Origin of the sequence: Paenibacillus sp. Lou8.1 (genome assembly GCF_024213565.1) — a bacterium.
Lineage (GTDB): Bacteria > Bacillota > Bacilli > Paenibacillales > Paenibacillaceae > Paenibacillus > Paenibacillus polymyxa_B.
On record NZ_JANAVN010000002.1, the window covers coordinates 131542 to 146595 of the forward strand.

The following is a 15054-nucleotide window of genomic DNA, read 5'->3' on the forward strand; positions in this document are numbered from 1 at the left end:
ACTGGCCTCCACAGCGGTAATATCCGTTGAGAGGCCAGTTTTTTAGTCATTATAATGTAAAAGTTCAATTGGTCGTCTTGCTTTGCATTCGAATTACCAAGGTGGCGTATCGCCATCCTCATTTTCATGCTGGCGTTTCTCTTTTAGCCGCTCAGCCACCGTTTCAAACGATTCAGGTTGGAGCAGCTCAATCGGTGAAAATCCCTTTTCAAACGTAAATGCATCGCCTTCAATAATAAGTGCATATCTATCATGAAGTTTCGTGATGTGCAGCTTGGCGCCAAAGTCGGACAGTAGCCCACGCACGGCCGTATCATCTAGTTTGAAACGAACTTCAATTTCTGGTTTCAGCTCGACAATATGCTGTGCAGCCTCTACGACCTGAAGGGGTTCCCATTTCCCTTGCAAATCCCGTTTTTCGCTAGCCGCCCACAATTCCAGATCACGCTCTTCCTGTTGTCTTTCCTCATTAGATGCATCCGGCCATTTGGTTTCTACATAGTTCTGAACGAAGCCCATGACATGCTCATTGACAATTTCGGGCATGGATTGCTCATAGGTCACGAATTTCAAAAAATCTTCAAAATACCGGGCATGCGAAGACTGGTGAATTTTAAGCTCCCACTCATCGTTCATCCCCTCCTCAAGCATGTAAGGATACATGATGGATTTCATATTACGGGCAGAAATAGCCATTTCGACCTCACTCACCAGACTGCTTTCAGTAATTCTGGCAATTTTAGGTTCAAAATCACATTTAAGCACAAAAATAAACGGATCATCCGAGTGTGTATTCAAGGTAGCCTGTACAATGATCAGCGCTCCGCCGCGTACTGCGCTCGTATCCAGATACATCCGCACCAGATCGTCACAAGCATTTTTAAAATCTTCCTTATCCTCTGCTGCCCGCAGTCGGGCGAACATATTGAAATTCGGATTACTGCTCAATTCATGCTCCGGTTCGACGATAAAGCGGCCGATTTTGGTCGGTGCCTGCTCTGTGCTGGGATTTTTTTCAACCTTCCGCTTGCTAATACGAGTAAATTCCCCGTCCAAAAATTTTTTAACATCGCTTTCGTCATAATCGTAGTCGTCCATTGTAGCGTAATGCTTATAGGACTTACCACCCTGTCCTTCTTTTCCATCTACCTGAATTACAAAAAAAGATAAAAAATCCACTTGAAAGTTCATTTATGTTCCATTCGCTCCTTTTCAGGCATGTACGCGTAATTATATCACTATGATTTTAAAAGGTACATCGGATTCAGAGCCCTATTATTAGATAAGTATTTAGTTAACATAATATATATTATGTTAATATTTTTTTGATTAGATATTATTACCAACTCACAAGTTTAAAGTGAGTACTTTTATCACTATTCTAATTCACGTCCTTAAGGATCATTGGCCTCTTTTTTTCCATGCTCTACTTTCTTCTTGGTTTCAAAAAAACATTTGACTAAACAATAGTTAATTTATTATATTATCTATTATTATCTAGACAAAAATAAATTTTGTTTATTTAAAATGTTTTTCAAAGGGTTTGCGCCCTGAAAACAGGAAAGGAGAGTTTGTTGTTGTTTAAAAATCCATATATAAGGACCATTATCGCTTCCAATGCGCTGCTAAATTTGGGCATTTGGGTGCGCAACTTTGCCATACTGTTGTATGTAACAGATTTGACTCATAATGATCCCGTCTACGTATCGCTCATTTCGGTTGCTGAATTCATGCCTATTTTTCTGTTCGCTATCATTGGAGGAACATTTGCGGACCGTTGGCGGCCCAAACGGACTATGATTAGTTGCGATTTGCTATCCGCGGCCTCTATTTTTATTGTCTTGTTGGCATTATGGTACGGGTCATGGCAGATGCTTTTGCTGTCTACTTTCTTTTCGGCCATTCTATCTCAATTTTCTCAGCCGTCTGCAATGAAGATATTTAAGCAGCATGTAGCACCAGACCAGCTTCAGGGAGTGATGGCCCTTTTTCAATCTCTCATGGCATTATTTATGGTTATCGGTCCTGTTATCGGTACATTTATTTATCAACACTTTGGAATTTTCATTTCAATGTCTATAACCGGAATATTGTTTCTCATTTCGGCACTTGTCTTGACTCGTATTCCCCAAGATGAACAAGCACTTGAGATAGATGATCAACCCACTCATTTCATTCAAGAGCTTAAAGAAGGAATACGTTATGTATGGAATAACCGCACACTTCGCACGCTTGGGGGAACATTTACTGTAATTGGACTGGCGGTTGGACTTATTCAACCATTAATGATTTTTGTCGCCATCGAGAACCTTGGACAAAACAAGGAATTCCTGCAATGGCCATTAATGGCGAACGGAGCGGCTATGCTGGTGGGAGGCGGCCTGATTATGGGGGTTGCCAAAAAAGTACAGCCGCAATTGCTGCTGGTAGCCGGACTCTTGGTCAGCACACTGACAACCTGTGGTGTCGGATGGTCGCACAATATTGTGTTGACTATGGCACTACAAGTTTTCAGCGGCCTATTTTATCCTTGCATTCATATCGGTATCAACACGATGATGATGAAAAATGCCGAAGCTGCTTTTATCGGCCGCGTCGGTGGTGCCCTCTCTCCCCTGTTCTCCGGGATGATGGTCGTCGGTATGAGTATCGGCGGAACACTCAAACACGAATCCTCCCTGAACACTGTATATACCGTGAGCGCCGGTTTATTTTTGGTCGGAGCGATGCTGTTGTTACCATTGCTTCGTGACAGGCAGCCTGTACAAGCTGTCATAGCCGATGATTCTAAATAACAGCACAAGAAACCGCCCCTGGAGATATGATATGGCATCCTCCGGGGGCGGTTTCTTAATGTTTGTATCATGATTTCATACAGATTATGACTCTCTTTCTTCATGCTCTTGATTACAATTATAAGGATCATCATTCTCATTTAAAAAACATTGATACTGGGTATACATAATATACATTATGTTAATCTTATGATCCTCATTGTATCGAATTAAAGAAGTCGGCCTTGACTTCAACGCCTGTCCAATCGTATAGTATGGTTATATCTTCAATTAAGGGAGAGATTTTGATGTCGGTGAACGTTCTTAACTAAGCAATTGCATATTCAGGGAGTAACACCAGGCGCTTGCACCCTTCGGGGACAGGTTTGTTTCTTGCTGTGTTGTTATCCTGATATTAGTTAAGAACATGCGGATATCATAAATCGCCTTCGGGATTATCTTCATCCAGGCCTTATTCCGTGCTGTGTTCAGCACGGTTTTTTGTTTTCAGATTTTGTAACTTCCCTTTTAACGTTTCCATTCGATCCAAATAGCTTAGCAAAGAGCTGTTGCGTGAATGAATTGGAAACACGGAACTCGGAACTACAAAAGCTGTATTACAGGCTTATTTGTTGATAAATTCCCTCTTTCCTTAAGGGCGGAGAATGAACGTTTTGTTCATTCTCCGCCCTTTTTTATTTTAATAGCAAGTTTTCCAAAATCCTGACTACACAACTAAAGGAGAGATTTATTCATGAACGAAACTACAATGCTGCGTTTGGAATATGATCAAATTAAAACAAGAGTTTCCGAATGTGCTTTTTCTTACCTAGGTAAGCATCACGCTGCTTCTATGTGCCCAATTACTGATATCCGTACCATTAAGATTCGTCTTGACGAAACCAACGAAGCGTTACAGATCATTCGCCACGGAGCAAGCGTCCCTGTTCCTTCGTTGGAAGGAATGGAGCACATTCTTCAACTGCTCGGAACCGGGTATATGTTCAGCGAGCGTGATTTTTCTCATATGGCTCAATTCATTCGAAGCTGCATTCAACTCATAAAATATATGCATTCCAAGGCGGACGCTGCTCCAACCGTCAGCGCTTATGCATCTTCCATGTATAGCATGGAGCCACTTCTATCCGAAATCGAAAGATGTATTCATTCGGGACGTGTGACGGATATCGCCAGTAAAGAACTAGCTAAAATTCGCAAAAAAATTGCGGTTACTGAAGAACGCATCAAGAGAAAACTTGACTCTCTCACAAGCCGTCACCGATCCATTATGCAGGAAAATATGATTAGTCAGCGCAATGGCCGTTACGTGCTTCCAATCAAAAAAGAATTCCGTAAACAAGTGAAAGGCAATGTACTGGATGAATCGGGAAGTGGTCAGACGGTTTACGTTGAACCTGCCGAAATCACGAATCTGCAATTCGATCAGAGCGCAAACATGGCAGAAGAATCTAAAGAAGAAATGAAAGTGCTGGGAGACCTGACGGCAATGGCTGAGTCATACAACCGGGAACTAAGCATCAATACAGAGACTGTAGGTGTACTGGATTTTTTATTGGCAAAAGCCAAATACGCCATGACTCTGGATGCTGTCCCTGTCGAACTTAACCTTGACGGGATTATAGACATCCAAGGTGCACGTCACCCATTGATGTCCAATACTATGGTGCCGCTTGATTTCTCAATTGGTGAAGGATATTCCTCACTCATCATCACTGGACCGAACACAGGCGGAAAAACGATGGCCCTTAAAAGCGTCGGTCTATTAACACTAATGGTGCAATCTGGACTACTGGTACCTGTTTTGCATGGTAGCCGAATGGCTGTATTCGAGGAAATTGTGGTAGATATCGGGGATGGACAAAGCATTGAACATGCTTTGAGCACCTTTTCTGCACACATCCGCAACATGATTAGCATTTTAGAAACAACAGGCAACTCTACTCTGATTCTGATTGATGAAATGGCATCCGGCACCGATCCAGGAGAAGGAGTAGGCCTCTCTATCGCATTGCTAGAAGAATTCCATCGCCGCCGAGCGACAGTAGTGGCTACAACGCACTTTAGCGAAATCAAGCATTTTGCTGAAAACACACCGGGATTTCAGAATGCTCGTATGGAGTTTGATACCGAAACGCTACAACCTTTGTACCGACTTCGCATTGGAGAGGCCGGAGAAAGCTATGCATATGCAATTGCCTTGAAGCTGGGCATGTGGACACGTATTATCGAGCGTTCTGAGGCCATTTCTGCAGGCAGAGCGTCTCGGAATACACAGGAATCGTTTGTTATTCCCCCTTCTGTAGATAATGAAAAGTCTGATGATGCAAATAAGCCTTTCCCTAAAAAAGAGGCTTTAGACCAGACAGTCACAAAACGGGGTAAACAAGAAATTCCTCTCAAAACCAAGCCTTTTGCCCTTGGCGATAGTGTTTATGTAGGCTATCTGGATCGAACTGGAATTGTATACAAAACCGAGGATGAACGGGGTAATGTCGGGATTTTGATCCAAGGACAGAAGCTAACCATGAACAAAAAGAGGCTCGTCCTTCACATCGCTGCTACTGAATTGTATCCTGACGACTATGATCTGGATATTGTTTTAGAAACCAAGGAAAACCGCAAAAAACGAAAACTGCTGGGACGTAAGCATGTCGAAGGACTGATGATTGAATCTCCCCCGGAAAATGAAATATAGACGCATGCGTATATTCTCAACTGAAAAATAAGCTATTTTATATTGTCAGTGAAACTTGAATCTGCAAGTGGACACTTGATAAGAGTGATTCACTTGCAGATTTCACCACACTAAAAACATAATATATATTATGTAAACTATATGCTTCCTTATAGACAGGACAAGATAAATCAGACATCGAAATATAACTTTTGTTATCAATCAAGATGATAGGTTTGTTTGTAGTTATATATAGCACCTAGCAAATTCGCTTCATTGCCTAATTTACTTTGCTCAATATCTGCACGCACAAAATTTAAGATCGACTCTAGATAAAGTTGCTCTAGTTCTTCTTTAATAGTAATAACCAGCAAAGGATTTGCAGATATGCCTCCCCCAATTACAAACTTTTCAGGGTCAAGAATCGTTTGCAAATTAATAATTTGTGTTGCGATGTTCCTACAGTATTCTTGAAAAATCGCTTGGACCGTGTGATCACCTTCTTCAATGAGCTTGAATACTTTTTCACCTGTCATAGAATCTGCAGGAAGCCCTTTAGCTTTGGCAACAGTTTTAGATAATACAGAACTACTCCCTTGCATACCAAGCAAATAATCAACATTGTCTGCATACTCATTGTTAGTTCTGATGAAGGAGAATTCCCCAGCCGATAAATGATGGCCTTTCAGCAATTTACCTTGAGAGATGATTCCACCGCCCATTCCGGTTCCAACGACCAGAACAACACCATCAGCGATTCCCTGTAATGAACCACACCATGCTTCTCCCAGAGCAGCGCATTTTCCATCATTTTCAATTGCTACGGGTAAATGAAACGCTTTCTTAAAAACTTCGATCATATTTATATCATTTATATATCTTAATGAACCGCCATGCACCATGTGACCGCTTGCTGAATCCACAATACCTGGCATGCTGACAGCTATACCTTCACATTCATCTATAAACTGATTATGAATTTGCTTCAAAGCTACAAGTAGATTCTCAAGTGAGTCCAATGGAGTTTTAACTTTCCCCTTACACATAAACTCACCTTGAAAATACAAACTAAATTTAATAAAAGAGCCACCAATATCAAAAACCAGTATTTTATTTTTCATGCTACGTATAGTCCTTTCATGATGCAATTTGGGGTCTTCTCAATAACGATAATTAACATTATTGCTTTTGTAAATCCATCATTTTTTTATCGTTAATAAGACCCCGTTTTCTTCGTTGGATTTAGTGATAAAACTGGCTGCATTTTTAGTGTTCTCACATGCGTTTTTCATAGCAAAACTATATTTTGCTATAATCATAAGTTCCACATCATTTTCACCATCTCCAAATGACATGGTCTCATCCTCAGTAATCCCTAATATCTCTTGGAGTTTTCTTACCGTCTCCCCTTTATGGGTATGAAGTGCTGTAATATCCAGCCAATTTGCTTCAGAATCAACGATATAAATTTGACCCAGTAGAGTCTTTTCAACATGTTTTCTTAATAAGGGACTTCTTCCAGCTGGATCATATACAGTTATTTTAAGAAAGCTACTGTTGATTTGATCAAATGAATCAATCTTAACCACTTCTTTATACGAGCCTTTCACAATTTTATAGTATTCGTCTTGAATATGAGAATGAACAAATGCTGCTTCCGTTGTACATGCTATGATAATAAAATCATTGGAAAAACTTTCGATATCTCTTATCGCTTGTAATGCTAGATTGTGTTCAATCGTAAACTCTTTGACGACGACTCCATCCTTTTTAATCCGCGTAGCACTGTCCCCTAAGATCCAGATCCCTTTTCCGTGCTCGCCAAACAATTCTTCTACTCGTTCACATTGTTTACCTGTACAGGCTACAAAAGAAATATTATTTTCTTGCATTTCTCGATACACCTGATTAAATAATTCGACATCGAAAGTGCCACTATTATTCAGAAAAGTACCATCCAGATCACTTACCACCAGTTTAAACATATATAAATCCTCCCTTAATATATAAGCTCTTTATTAGCCAAGTTTAATTTACGGCTTTTCATTTTCTTTCCGTGGATCAACATCAAAATCTCTATTAAAATCTTCAAACATTCGTGCTGCAAGCTTTTGAACATGAGGAGAATGAGCCAAACTACTGATCATGAAGTACATAATAATTAAAATTATGATACATGAGATACCTTCTATCGCCCACACAGTCGCACCTCCTTTTTCCGTAAATCCAACTTAGTGCCAGAATTTGATCCATTTAATAGGTGCATTGCATATTCTGCATTCTGCACACTTATTAAATTAATTAATTAAACATGTTAATAAAGCGAGTAAAAAAAGCTTCTTTATTAAGTGGACATAGAAAGTTATTCAAAAAAATCATCGATGGAGCGGTAAGGTTTTACTTCCCTAGGCTGCCCGGATAATACTAAGCACCAATAAGTACCAACCCATATAACTGAGCAAAGTAAAATCAGTGAGATCATAGAGTGCCCTCGCTTTCTCTTTTAGGTTACACGTTTACTTTAGCTGATGAAACGCGTTTCAGGTCAAGTGATAATTTCTATTAACCCTTCATAATTCTCTTTTTCAATGTACGATTCACTTGCTAGGAACTGAACAGCATAAAAAGAAGGAAACAATGACGGCAATCGGGGAAAATCTATGCTTGCCTGAGAAGTTATAACCCCAAAAACGGGAGGGAGTAATGTTGTTCCTGCATAAGCAACTGCCATTTGATATCCCATGAGTTTGGAAGAACTCTCTTTACCAAACCGAGTTGGCGTTTCATGAAGAAGTCCAGGGTAAATCGGTGCAAGTCCTAACCCAATAAGAATAAACCCATTTCTCTCCTCCTCTCCTCTCTTCACTACACATATATACATTATTTAAAGACAATGATCGGACGTTCCAATTCTTTTAGAGTTAACCCTCTCAACCCTGTTTTAAAATCTTCATAAAATAAATCTGAGAGTATAACGTCAGGATACAAAGGCATCTTATGCTTAGATTTGTAGGATTCTAAAAAATGAAAGAAAGACACTTCTTCTGTATTCTCTCTATAGATCACAATTCGGTCAGGATCAAATACAGATTGTAATATTCGGATAATTTCACATATACTATTAAAGAAAACTTCCGTTCCTTTGCTTTCATCCCAAACTATCGACGGAATGAATTTGATTTCACCAGCCAATCCATGTTTGCCTTTTAACACCCCATTTCGCAAATAAATTCCCATCCCTGGTGGAGAATTCTCAGGAAAATAAATAGCCAGCACACATTGATCTTCTTCTATTTGTTCTCTATAGACGTATCCACATACAGCGGCATTTACGTCATTCTCCACAATAACCGGCAAACCAAATTTGCTTTGCACATCCTCTGCCAACCGAATTCCATTTAACCTTTCATGACTGCTGACTGTAATTTCTCCATTTACAGATTGTCCCGGGATTCCTATACCAATAACTTTGATGGAGGGATAGTGAGAAATGATGTCTTGAATCGTGGAATAAAATTGTGTAGGATTAAAAATTTGAAAGGGATGCTCTTCTTTCATTAGAACGTCCTCATTTAAATTAACTACCGTGGTATTGACAACATCCGTCCCTTGTTTTTCATTAATATGTATGATCAGTGCTAGACTATACTCATAATTAAAACGATAGGTTAACGCATGCCTGCCTCCGTTTGAAGGGACAATTTCATCTTCAAATATTTCTCCATTATTAAGCAATTCCTGCATAAGCGTATTGATAGTTACCACACTTAAATCAGTTAATGCGGCTAGTTGGGGTTTTGTTGTCTTATTGATCTGTTTCAATACTTTTCGAACCAGGTTCAGATTTATTTCTTTAATTAAATTTGTATTAGCTTTTTCCATACATAGCACCTTCTTTCTATAAAATCATGAAAGCACTTCATAAACCATGTTTATAAAGCACTTTTACTAATTTTGCAGCAAAATATTACCTTAGTCAAGGCAATATCGTACTAGCCTTTATTTCACCATTGCTTTCCAGCTTATTCTGAATTATTCTAATGCTAATCATAAGACGATCGCTAAAATAAGGAGGCTAATCAATTGAAGAATGCTGTTGAAGAACTGGCAAGGATCATCGAGGATTATGAAAAAGAATTTTTTTCGATCACAGAACATGAATTTAATGCCAAACCGTTCTCGGAGAAATGGTCCAAAAAAAGAAATACTGGGACATCTGTGCGACTCCGCTTCTAAAAATCAGCGAAGATTTATCATGATTAAGCATTCAACATCCCCTATCAAAATTGAATCGTATGCGCAAAATGAATGGGTGGCAGCTAATCAGTATCAGGAAGTGTTCTCTTACGTGGATGTCATACATCTATGGAAACTATTGAATAAGCAAATCATAAATGTATTAAACTCATGTACATCATTCGATTCTAAGAAAAGATTTCAAAAAGATGACCACTCCACCGAAACATTACAGTGGCTAGTCGACGATTATATTCAGCATTTGCGGCATCATTTGGAGAAAATCATTCAAAAACAAGACTAACGCTATGAAAAAGAATACTACGTTCATGATCGTAATGACCTAAAGCCGTTGATGTGATTTTCAAGTCAGGATGTAATTCTGCCCAATGAGTTTACATAATAATTATTATGTAAACTCATTTTTATTTAATCTCAACTTTCATGTTATACTCACAATCCTGATATTGGTATCTGAATATCCAGCTTATCCATTGCTTTTTCTTTTTCCCGATCAGTGACATGTGTATATACTGTGGTTGTCTGAATGGATGAATGCCCCAGTAGCTCCTGCACGGTACGCAGATCTGCTCCCTTACGTAATAGCATTGTCGCAAATGTATGTCTCAGCTTATGGCTGGAATATGCCTCCCGGCGTTCCATACTCTTATCTTGCTGGAATCGTTCGAACGTTTCTGTAGCGATCTGTTGAATGGTGCGCACTGCCAGACGGCGGCCTTTTTGGGATACGAACATCGCATCCTCTTTACCTCTCCACGGCGTCAATCTTTCCTCCAACGCATGCTCTACAAAATCACACACGGCTTCTGGTACCGGGAGAGTACGCCACTTACGTCCTTTACCGAACACATCTAAGGTACGTCTTTCTCGGCTGTAATCCGAGACATTCAATGAATGAACCTCCCCCACCCGCAATCCCATGTAGACCATCAGCAGAAAAATAGCCATATTACGATTTGCATATTTCCCCTCCACCGCGAGCAAAAACGGATGAATATCCTTTTCATCCAGATAGACGGGCATACGATTCTTTTCAGTCTTTGCTTTTTTAATTCCCGCTGCCGGATTTGTGCTGCATAACTCAAATTCCTGTAGCGCTTTAAAAAAACTATTCACCGCTGCATGCTTCCGGTTCCGCGTACTATCTCCGGCGCCTCCCTCCCGCGCTTTAGACAAATACGACATAACATGAATCTTCTTCACCTGATCGAGTGGTTTTTCACGCAACGTCCGTAAAAACTGCTTCACATCCCCCATATAATTTTTTTGCGTATGTATCGTATATCCTGCATCCTTCATCCAGATCAAAAAAGCTTCCAGCTCCTCAGTATATATTTCATCAATTTCTTCAGTTGTATCGAGCTCCACATGTCGCATCTCTTTTTTCATCTCGCTCGCCTCCAATTCAGTTCATATTCCGAAATATACTGTAAAACGATCATTTTCGTCTGATTTTTATCGACAATCCAATCGACATCTTATGCAGGAGGGATTCTAAAAGTCGTTTTAAACCTAAACAGCGTATAATTTATATTATACGCTGTTTTTTTAGTGCTTTTCAAGGGCAAATAGAGCGTTTTTCCTCTTGTCCAGCCTAGTATCGCCTTCAAGCAGACATTTCAAAGCACTTAACGGCGTGGCATAGGATCAGAGGGGGTCGATCCCACAATGTAGACAAATTAAAACACGCTCAAGAAAAGTTCACCTAATGTAATTCATTCATATCCAAAACAAAACTAAATAGCCAATAGTCTTGCATGCGGCACCATTTCTCCAAGTTGGGGGCGCTGCTCTCGATCGGTAGCAGTCAAAATCGCCATAGTGGCCAAAACATGAATATCATGCGCAGCTTCCAACTCGCTATCCGGATCACCTTCCGGTGCGTGCACCATCTCCATATGATAGCCTGCTAGCTGATTGTAATTTTCACCCACTAGCAGCAGTGGATCACCAAGAATTTCACCGATTTTCGAGATGATGACCGTGTGATCCAGCTTCTGGGCAAATTTCGAGCAGAGCGTATAAACAGTCTTGTTCACAGGAAAAGCATGAACTGGCCTGCCTGACGGCAAATTTCTGCTGGACGCCTACATGCCTTTTCATTTAAACTATTAAAAAATTAATTTTCGAAAGAGTGAGATTACAACGACAGCACGAGGCTTCAGCACCCGGAGCTTACAAACGAAAATACAAACATCACTTTCCGTCAGCCGAAACCTCGATTAATAACTACATAATAATTATTATGTAAACTACGATTGGAGGATGATTGTATGATTAACAAATTGTACTGGTTACCGATCGGTCAGCTTGATATTGATCGCTCCTCACTCAACCATCATGCACAGCCCGGGGCACTGGTGCGCCTGCAAATCTGGTCGTATCTACTGGAGACAGATCACGGTCCGATTCTCATTGATACCGGTATGCCGGATTCGTTTATCGACAATCCAAATTATTTTAAAAGCACACCGTTTGAAGGGCGCTTCATTCCCCATATGTCAGCCGATGATAGTATCGTGGCTGTACTGGATCGGATCGGCTATCACCCGGACGATATCCATGCCATCGTAATCTCTCATATGCATATGGATCATGCCGGAGGCAATCCGCATTTTCCGAATACACCGATTTATGTGCAGCAGACCGAAGCAGACGCTGCGATCGGTAATCTGGAGTATGCGCCACGGGAATGCGTGCAGGCGGACTTGAATTATCGACTGCTTCAAGGGGATCATGAGCTGGTTCCAGGTTTGCAACTGTTCTATACTCCGGGGCATTCGCCGGGTCATCAGTCCGCGCTGGTCACAACAAAGGAATCGGGTCCGGTCATGCTGACGATTGATGTTGCCTACACGCAGGAGAATTACGCAAACGACGTGCCGTTTGACGGTTTTAACCGTGAACAGGCACGCCAGTCAATCGCCCGCATTCAGCAGATTGTGCAGGAGGTTAAGCCGAATCTGTTGTTCTTCGGTCATGATCCTGAGCAGGTAGTCGTTCAGCCGGTATATCCACAATACAAATAATGTTGATAAAGCAGCTATTTCTCCACCATTCCGGATCTTTTCGGTCCGGGGTATGAAGAAATTGGTATTATGAATGCACACAAAATAGACGTATCCGGAGCCGTGCTTCATTCGGATCACGGCTTCCAGTATACGTCTACGGCGTACAACACACGACTTGAAAAGTTCGGCCTCAAAGGCAAGTGGTGCGGACTGGCAGAATAGTCGTAATTCGGCCAGTTCCCCCATGATCTCAATTTCTTCATTCGATTTTTAAATAATCATTATTGTATCTCCCCACTTCAAAAATGTTATAGCCTCTTAATCTTTTCTTTTCATTAGGTAGTTGTAATGACTCCGACATTTAGAACTGCAAAATTTGGTTAACTGAGCTCGCTAATATGGAATAAACCAATGATTGCATTGAATACAACTTTGCAGTTCTAGTTGCTCCCCCCCATAGCTTTCAGCAAACTGATAAGTGATTCCATATACATTCGCTTTAACTGTTCGGGTTCATCTATAAATTCAGTATGTAAATGCTGATCTTCAGAAATCCAGCTAACTTTTAAGCGCACAAATTGATTTTCTGCAAATACACAATTGATCCTTTGTATTAACTCGCTATTAAGCCCCTGCTTGTTCAGAACAGCCTGAGCAATATCCAATACGCTCCTTACTGACAAATATTCCAAATGGATTAATACACTTAATCCGTTTATATCAAAAAAACAATTATATACATGAAGTTAATTACGCCTAATCCCCTGTTATCGCTAGCATCAGGAAGTATATCTAAGAACTCATGGGGTGAGTCGCTGTCGACACGGCATGGATGATGAGAAAAAGCAATTTGCTGTCTCGCTCCGTTTTCCCTTGATCATCCAGCACGATATACTTAAAGAAGTCGAAAGGCAAACTTAAATTCAGCCTATGCTCATTTCAAAAATGTAGGTTTATTCATGACAAAGGGAGTGTTCATTTATTTATGAGTACCGAAATGCTGGAACGTCGAAGTGAAATTCTAAAACGAAACATCCATCAGTTGCTGGTTCAGGAAAATCAACACGGCGTGACACGTCAGGAAAATTACACGTTGCATAAAATGATCAGAGAGCTGCATCAAACCTCTCATGCCTTGAATACTTCCCGTTGAGATGAAAGGCTGCTAAATTAAATGAAACAAATAACCTTCAGCCCCACTTCCTTAGTGGTGTTGAAGGTTATTTGTTTGCGTAGCCTTTAATTGACAGGTGGTACTCTTTCGTGACGTTACCCTTTGGAGCGACTCAACAGGTATAAGAAGTATGGCGCACCAATGATGGCTACAATTAAACCTGTCGGGATTTCTTTCTGTAAAGGTAAGGATCGTGTGATCGTATCCGCTACAAGTACCAGGAGTGCTCCGACTAAAGCACAGGTTACCAGCAGCATTTTATGCTTCGGCCCCACCAGCTTTCTCGCCAAATGTGGAGCCACCAAACCTACAAAGCCGATACCGCCACTAACCGAAACACTAGAACTGGCCAATCCAACCGCAGCAGCGAGAAGGAGAATACGTTCCTTTTCGATAGCTGTACCCAACCCCGATGCCGTCTGATCTCCCAGATTAAGCACATTCATCACATTTGCTTTGTAGTATGCGAAAGGAAGCAATACAATCAGCCAAGGCAACAGAGCCATCACGAATTTCCAGTTTGAGCCCCAGATGCTTCCTGCTAACCAATTAGCTACAAACGTGTAACTTTCGGGTGTCAGCTTAAGAGTCATAATGATCATCGCAGCACTGATACCCGCCGCTACGCCAATTCCGCTCAGCAGTAGCCTTGTCGGAGAAATTCCTTCACCTTTCTTGTAAGAAAGCGCGTAGATGAGAATAGCAGCTGCTCCTGATCCAATCAGTGCAAGAGCGGGAAGTAAAAACAATGAATTCGTAGTTTGCATAGATGGAAAAAGCAATACAAACAGCATGACCATCAACCCGGCGCCTGCATTAATGCCTAGAATACCAGGGTCCGCTAGGCCGTTACGCGAAACCCCCTGCATGATGCAGCCAGAAACAGCGAGACCTGCACCGATAAGAAGGGAAATAACCATTCGTGGCAATCGGAATTCAAATAGGATTAATTCCTGCTGTGGAGTCCCTTGTCCAAACAAGGTTCTAAATAGCTCCATTGGCGAAAGCCGGATGGTTCCCGTATTCGCACTTATGGTGAACGCAGCAATGAGCAATACGAGTAGAATGACTACAACCATCCAATCATGGATTTTTTTACGATGACTAGCTTTGGCAATAGCCCCATTCGTAACGTTATTCATC

General features: G+C 41.0%; 16 protein-coding genes and 1 pseudogene. 7 read left to right on the plus strand and 10 right to left on the minus strand.

Annotation, left to right across the window (positions count from 1 at the left end):
* Window positions 1–93: 93 nt before the first annotated feature.
* Window positions 94–1191 (minus strand): DUF3900 domain-containing protein, encoded by a 1098-nt coding sequence (locus NLX78_RS03410; RefSeq protein WP_069289650.1) that lies wholly within the window; start codon window positions 1189–1191, stop codon window positions 94–96.
* A 386-nt stretch (window positions 1192–1577) separates the two neighbouring features.
* Here NLX78_RS03410 and NLX78_RS03415 point away from each other — a divergent pair, with 386 nt between their 5' ends.
* Together NLX78_RS03415 and NLX78_RS03420 are read left to right on the plus strand one after the other, a co-directional pair.
* Complete coding sequence (locus tag NLX78_RS03415) at window positions 1578–2795, plus strand: MFS transporter (protein WP_254349609.1); 1218 nt, start codon at window positions 1578–1580, stop codon at window positions 2793–2795.
* Window positions 2796–3528: 733 nt separating this feature from the next.
* Window positions 3529–5490 carry an endonuclease MutS2 gene (locus NLX78_RS03420; RefSeq protein WP_254349610.1) on the plus strand — a complete coding sequence of 654 codons (1962 nt, stop codon included), beginning with the start codon at window positions 3529–3531 and terminating at the stop codon, window positions 5488–5490.
* Window positions 5491–5687: 197 nt separating this feature from the next.
* Here NLX78_RS03420 and NLX78_RS03425 read toward each other — a convergent pair whose 3' ends face one another.
* The 5 genes and pseudogenes from NLX78_RS03425 to NLX78_RS03445 all read right to left on the minus strand — a co-directional run bounded on the left by NLX78_RS03425 (window position 5688) and on the right by NLX78_RS03445 (window position 9351).
* Window positions 5688–6590: an ROK family protein gene (locus NLX78_RS03425; RefSeq protein ID WP_254349611.1), complete on the minus strand. Its 903-nt coding sequence runs from the start codon at window positions 6588–6590 to the stop codon at window positions 5688–5690.
* Between the two features lie 78 nt (window positions 6591–6668).
* Complete coding sequence (locus tag NLX78_RS03430; protein ID WP_254349612.1) at window positions 6669–7454, minus strand: HAD-IIB family hydrolase; 786 nt, start codon at window positions 7452–7454, stop codon at window positions 6669–6671.
* A gap of 48 nt (window positions 7455–7502) precedes the next feature.
* Window positions 7503–7670, minus strand: a complete 168-nt coding sequence (locus tag NLX78_RS03435; protein WP_254349613.1) for a hypothetical protein — start codon at window positions 7668–7670, stop codon at window positions 7503–7505.
* A 403-nt stretch (window positions 7671–8073) separates the two neighbouring features.
* Window positions 8074–8308 (minus strand): annotated as a pseudogene (locus tag NLX78_RS03440) (MFS transporter); the annotation flags it as partial.
* A gap of 41 nt (window positions 8309–8349) precedes the next feature.
* Window positions 8350–9351 (minus strand): ROK family protein, encoded by a 1002-nt coding sequence (locus NLX78_RS03445; protein WP_254349614.1) that lies wholly within the window; start codon window positions 9349–9351, stop codon window positions 8350–8352.
* A 201-nt stretch (window positions 9352–9552) separates the two neighbouring features.
* Between NLX78_RS03445 and NLX78_RS03450 the strand changes: the two genes are divergently transcribed.
* Both NLX78_RS03450 and NLX78_RS03455 read left to right on the plus strand, forming a co-directional pair.
* Window positions 9553–9705: a hypothetical protein gene (locus NLX78_RS03450; RefSeq protein WP_250268474.1), complete on the plus strand. Its 153-nt coding sequence runs from the start codon at window positions 9553–9555 to the stop codon at window positions 9703–9705.
* 19 nt (window positions 9706–9724) lie between these two features.
* A complete protein-coding gene (locus NLX78_RS03455; RefSeq protein WP_254349615.1) occupies window positions 9725–10009 on the plus strand; it encodes a hypothetical protein in 285 nt (94 codons plus the stop codon).
* Between the two features lie 149 nt (window positions 10010–10158).
* Here the strand turns inward: NLX78_RS03455 and NLX78_RS03460 are convergent, their stop codons facing one another.
* Complete coding sequence (locus NLX78_RS03460) at window positions 10159–11115, minus strand: tyrosine-type recombinase/integrase (RefSeq protein ID WP_061828272.1); 957 nt, start codon at window positions 11113–11115, stop codon at window positions 10159–10161.
* A 347-nt stretch (window positions 11116–11462) separates the two neighbouring features.
* The gene (locus NLX78_RS03465) at window positions 11463–11765 is read right to left on the minus strand and encodes a hypothetical protein (protein ID WP_254349616.1); all 303 of its coding nucleotides are present in this window, start codon (window positions 11763–11765) and stop codon (window positions 11463–11465) included.
* A gap of 234 nt (window positions 11766–11999) precedes the next feature.
* On the opposite strand from NLX78_RS03465, the gene aiiA reads away from it, so the two are divergent.
* Together aiiA and NLX78_RS26425 are read left to right on the plus strand one after the other, a co-directional pair.
* A complete protein-coding gene (gene aiiA, locus NLX78_RS03470; RefSeq protein WP_254349617.1) occupies window positions 12000–12755 on the plus strand; it encodes a quorum-quenching N-acyl homoserine lactonase AiiA in 756 nt (251 codons plus the stop codon).
* A 69-nt stretch (window positions 12756–12824) separates the two neighbouring features.
* Window positions 12825–12959: a hypothetical protein gene (locus tag NLX78_RS26425; protein ID WP_302057257.1), complete on the plus strand. Its 135-nt coding sequence runs from the start codon at window positions 12825–12827 to the stop codon at window positions 12957–12959.
* Window positions 12960–13177: 218 nt separating this feature from the next.
* Here the strand turns inward: NLX78_RS26425 and NLX78_RS03475 are convergent, their stop codons facing one another.
* Window positions 13178–13402, minus strand: a complete 225-nt coding sequence (locus tag NLX78_RS03475; RefSeq protein WP_254349618.1) for a hypothetical protein — start codon at window positions 13400–13402, stop codon at window positions 13178–13180.
* 320 nt (window positions 13403–13722) lie between these two features.
* Between NLX78_RS03475 and NLX78_RS03480 the strand changes: the two genes are divergently transcribed.
* On the plus strand, window positions 13723–13890 hold the full coding sequence (locus tag NLX78_RS03480) for a hypothetical protein (RefSeq protein WP_007432475.1): 168 nt from the start codon (window positions 13723–13725) through the stop codon (window positions 13888–13890).
* Between the two features lie 116 nt (window positions 13891–14006).
* On the opposite strand, the gene NLX78_RS03485 is transcribed toward NLX78_RS03480, so the two are convergent.
* Complete coding sequence (locus NLX78_RS03485) at window positions 14007–15053, minus strand: FecCD family ABC transporter permease (protein WP_061828269.1); 1047 nt, start codon at window positions 15051–15053, stop codon at window positions 14007–14009.
* Window position 15054: the final 1 nt, after the last annotated feature.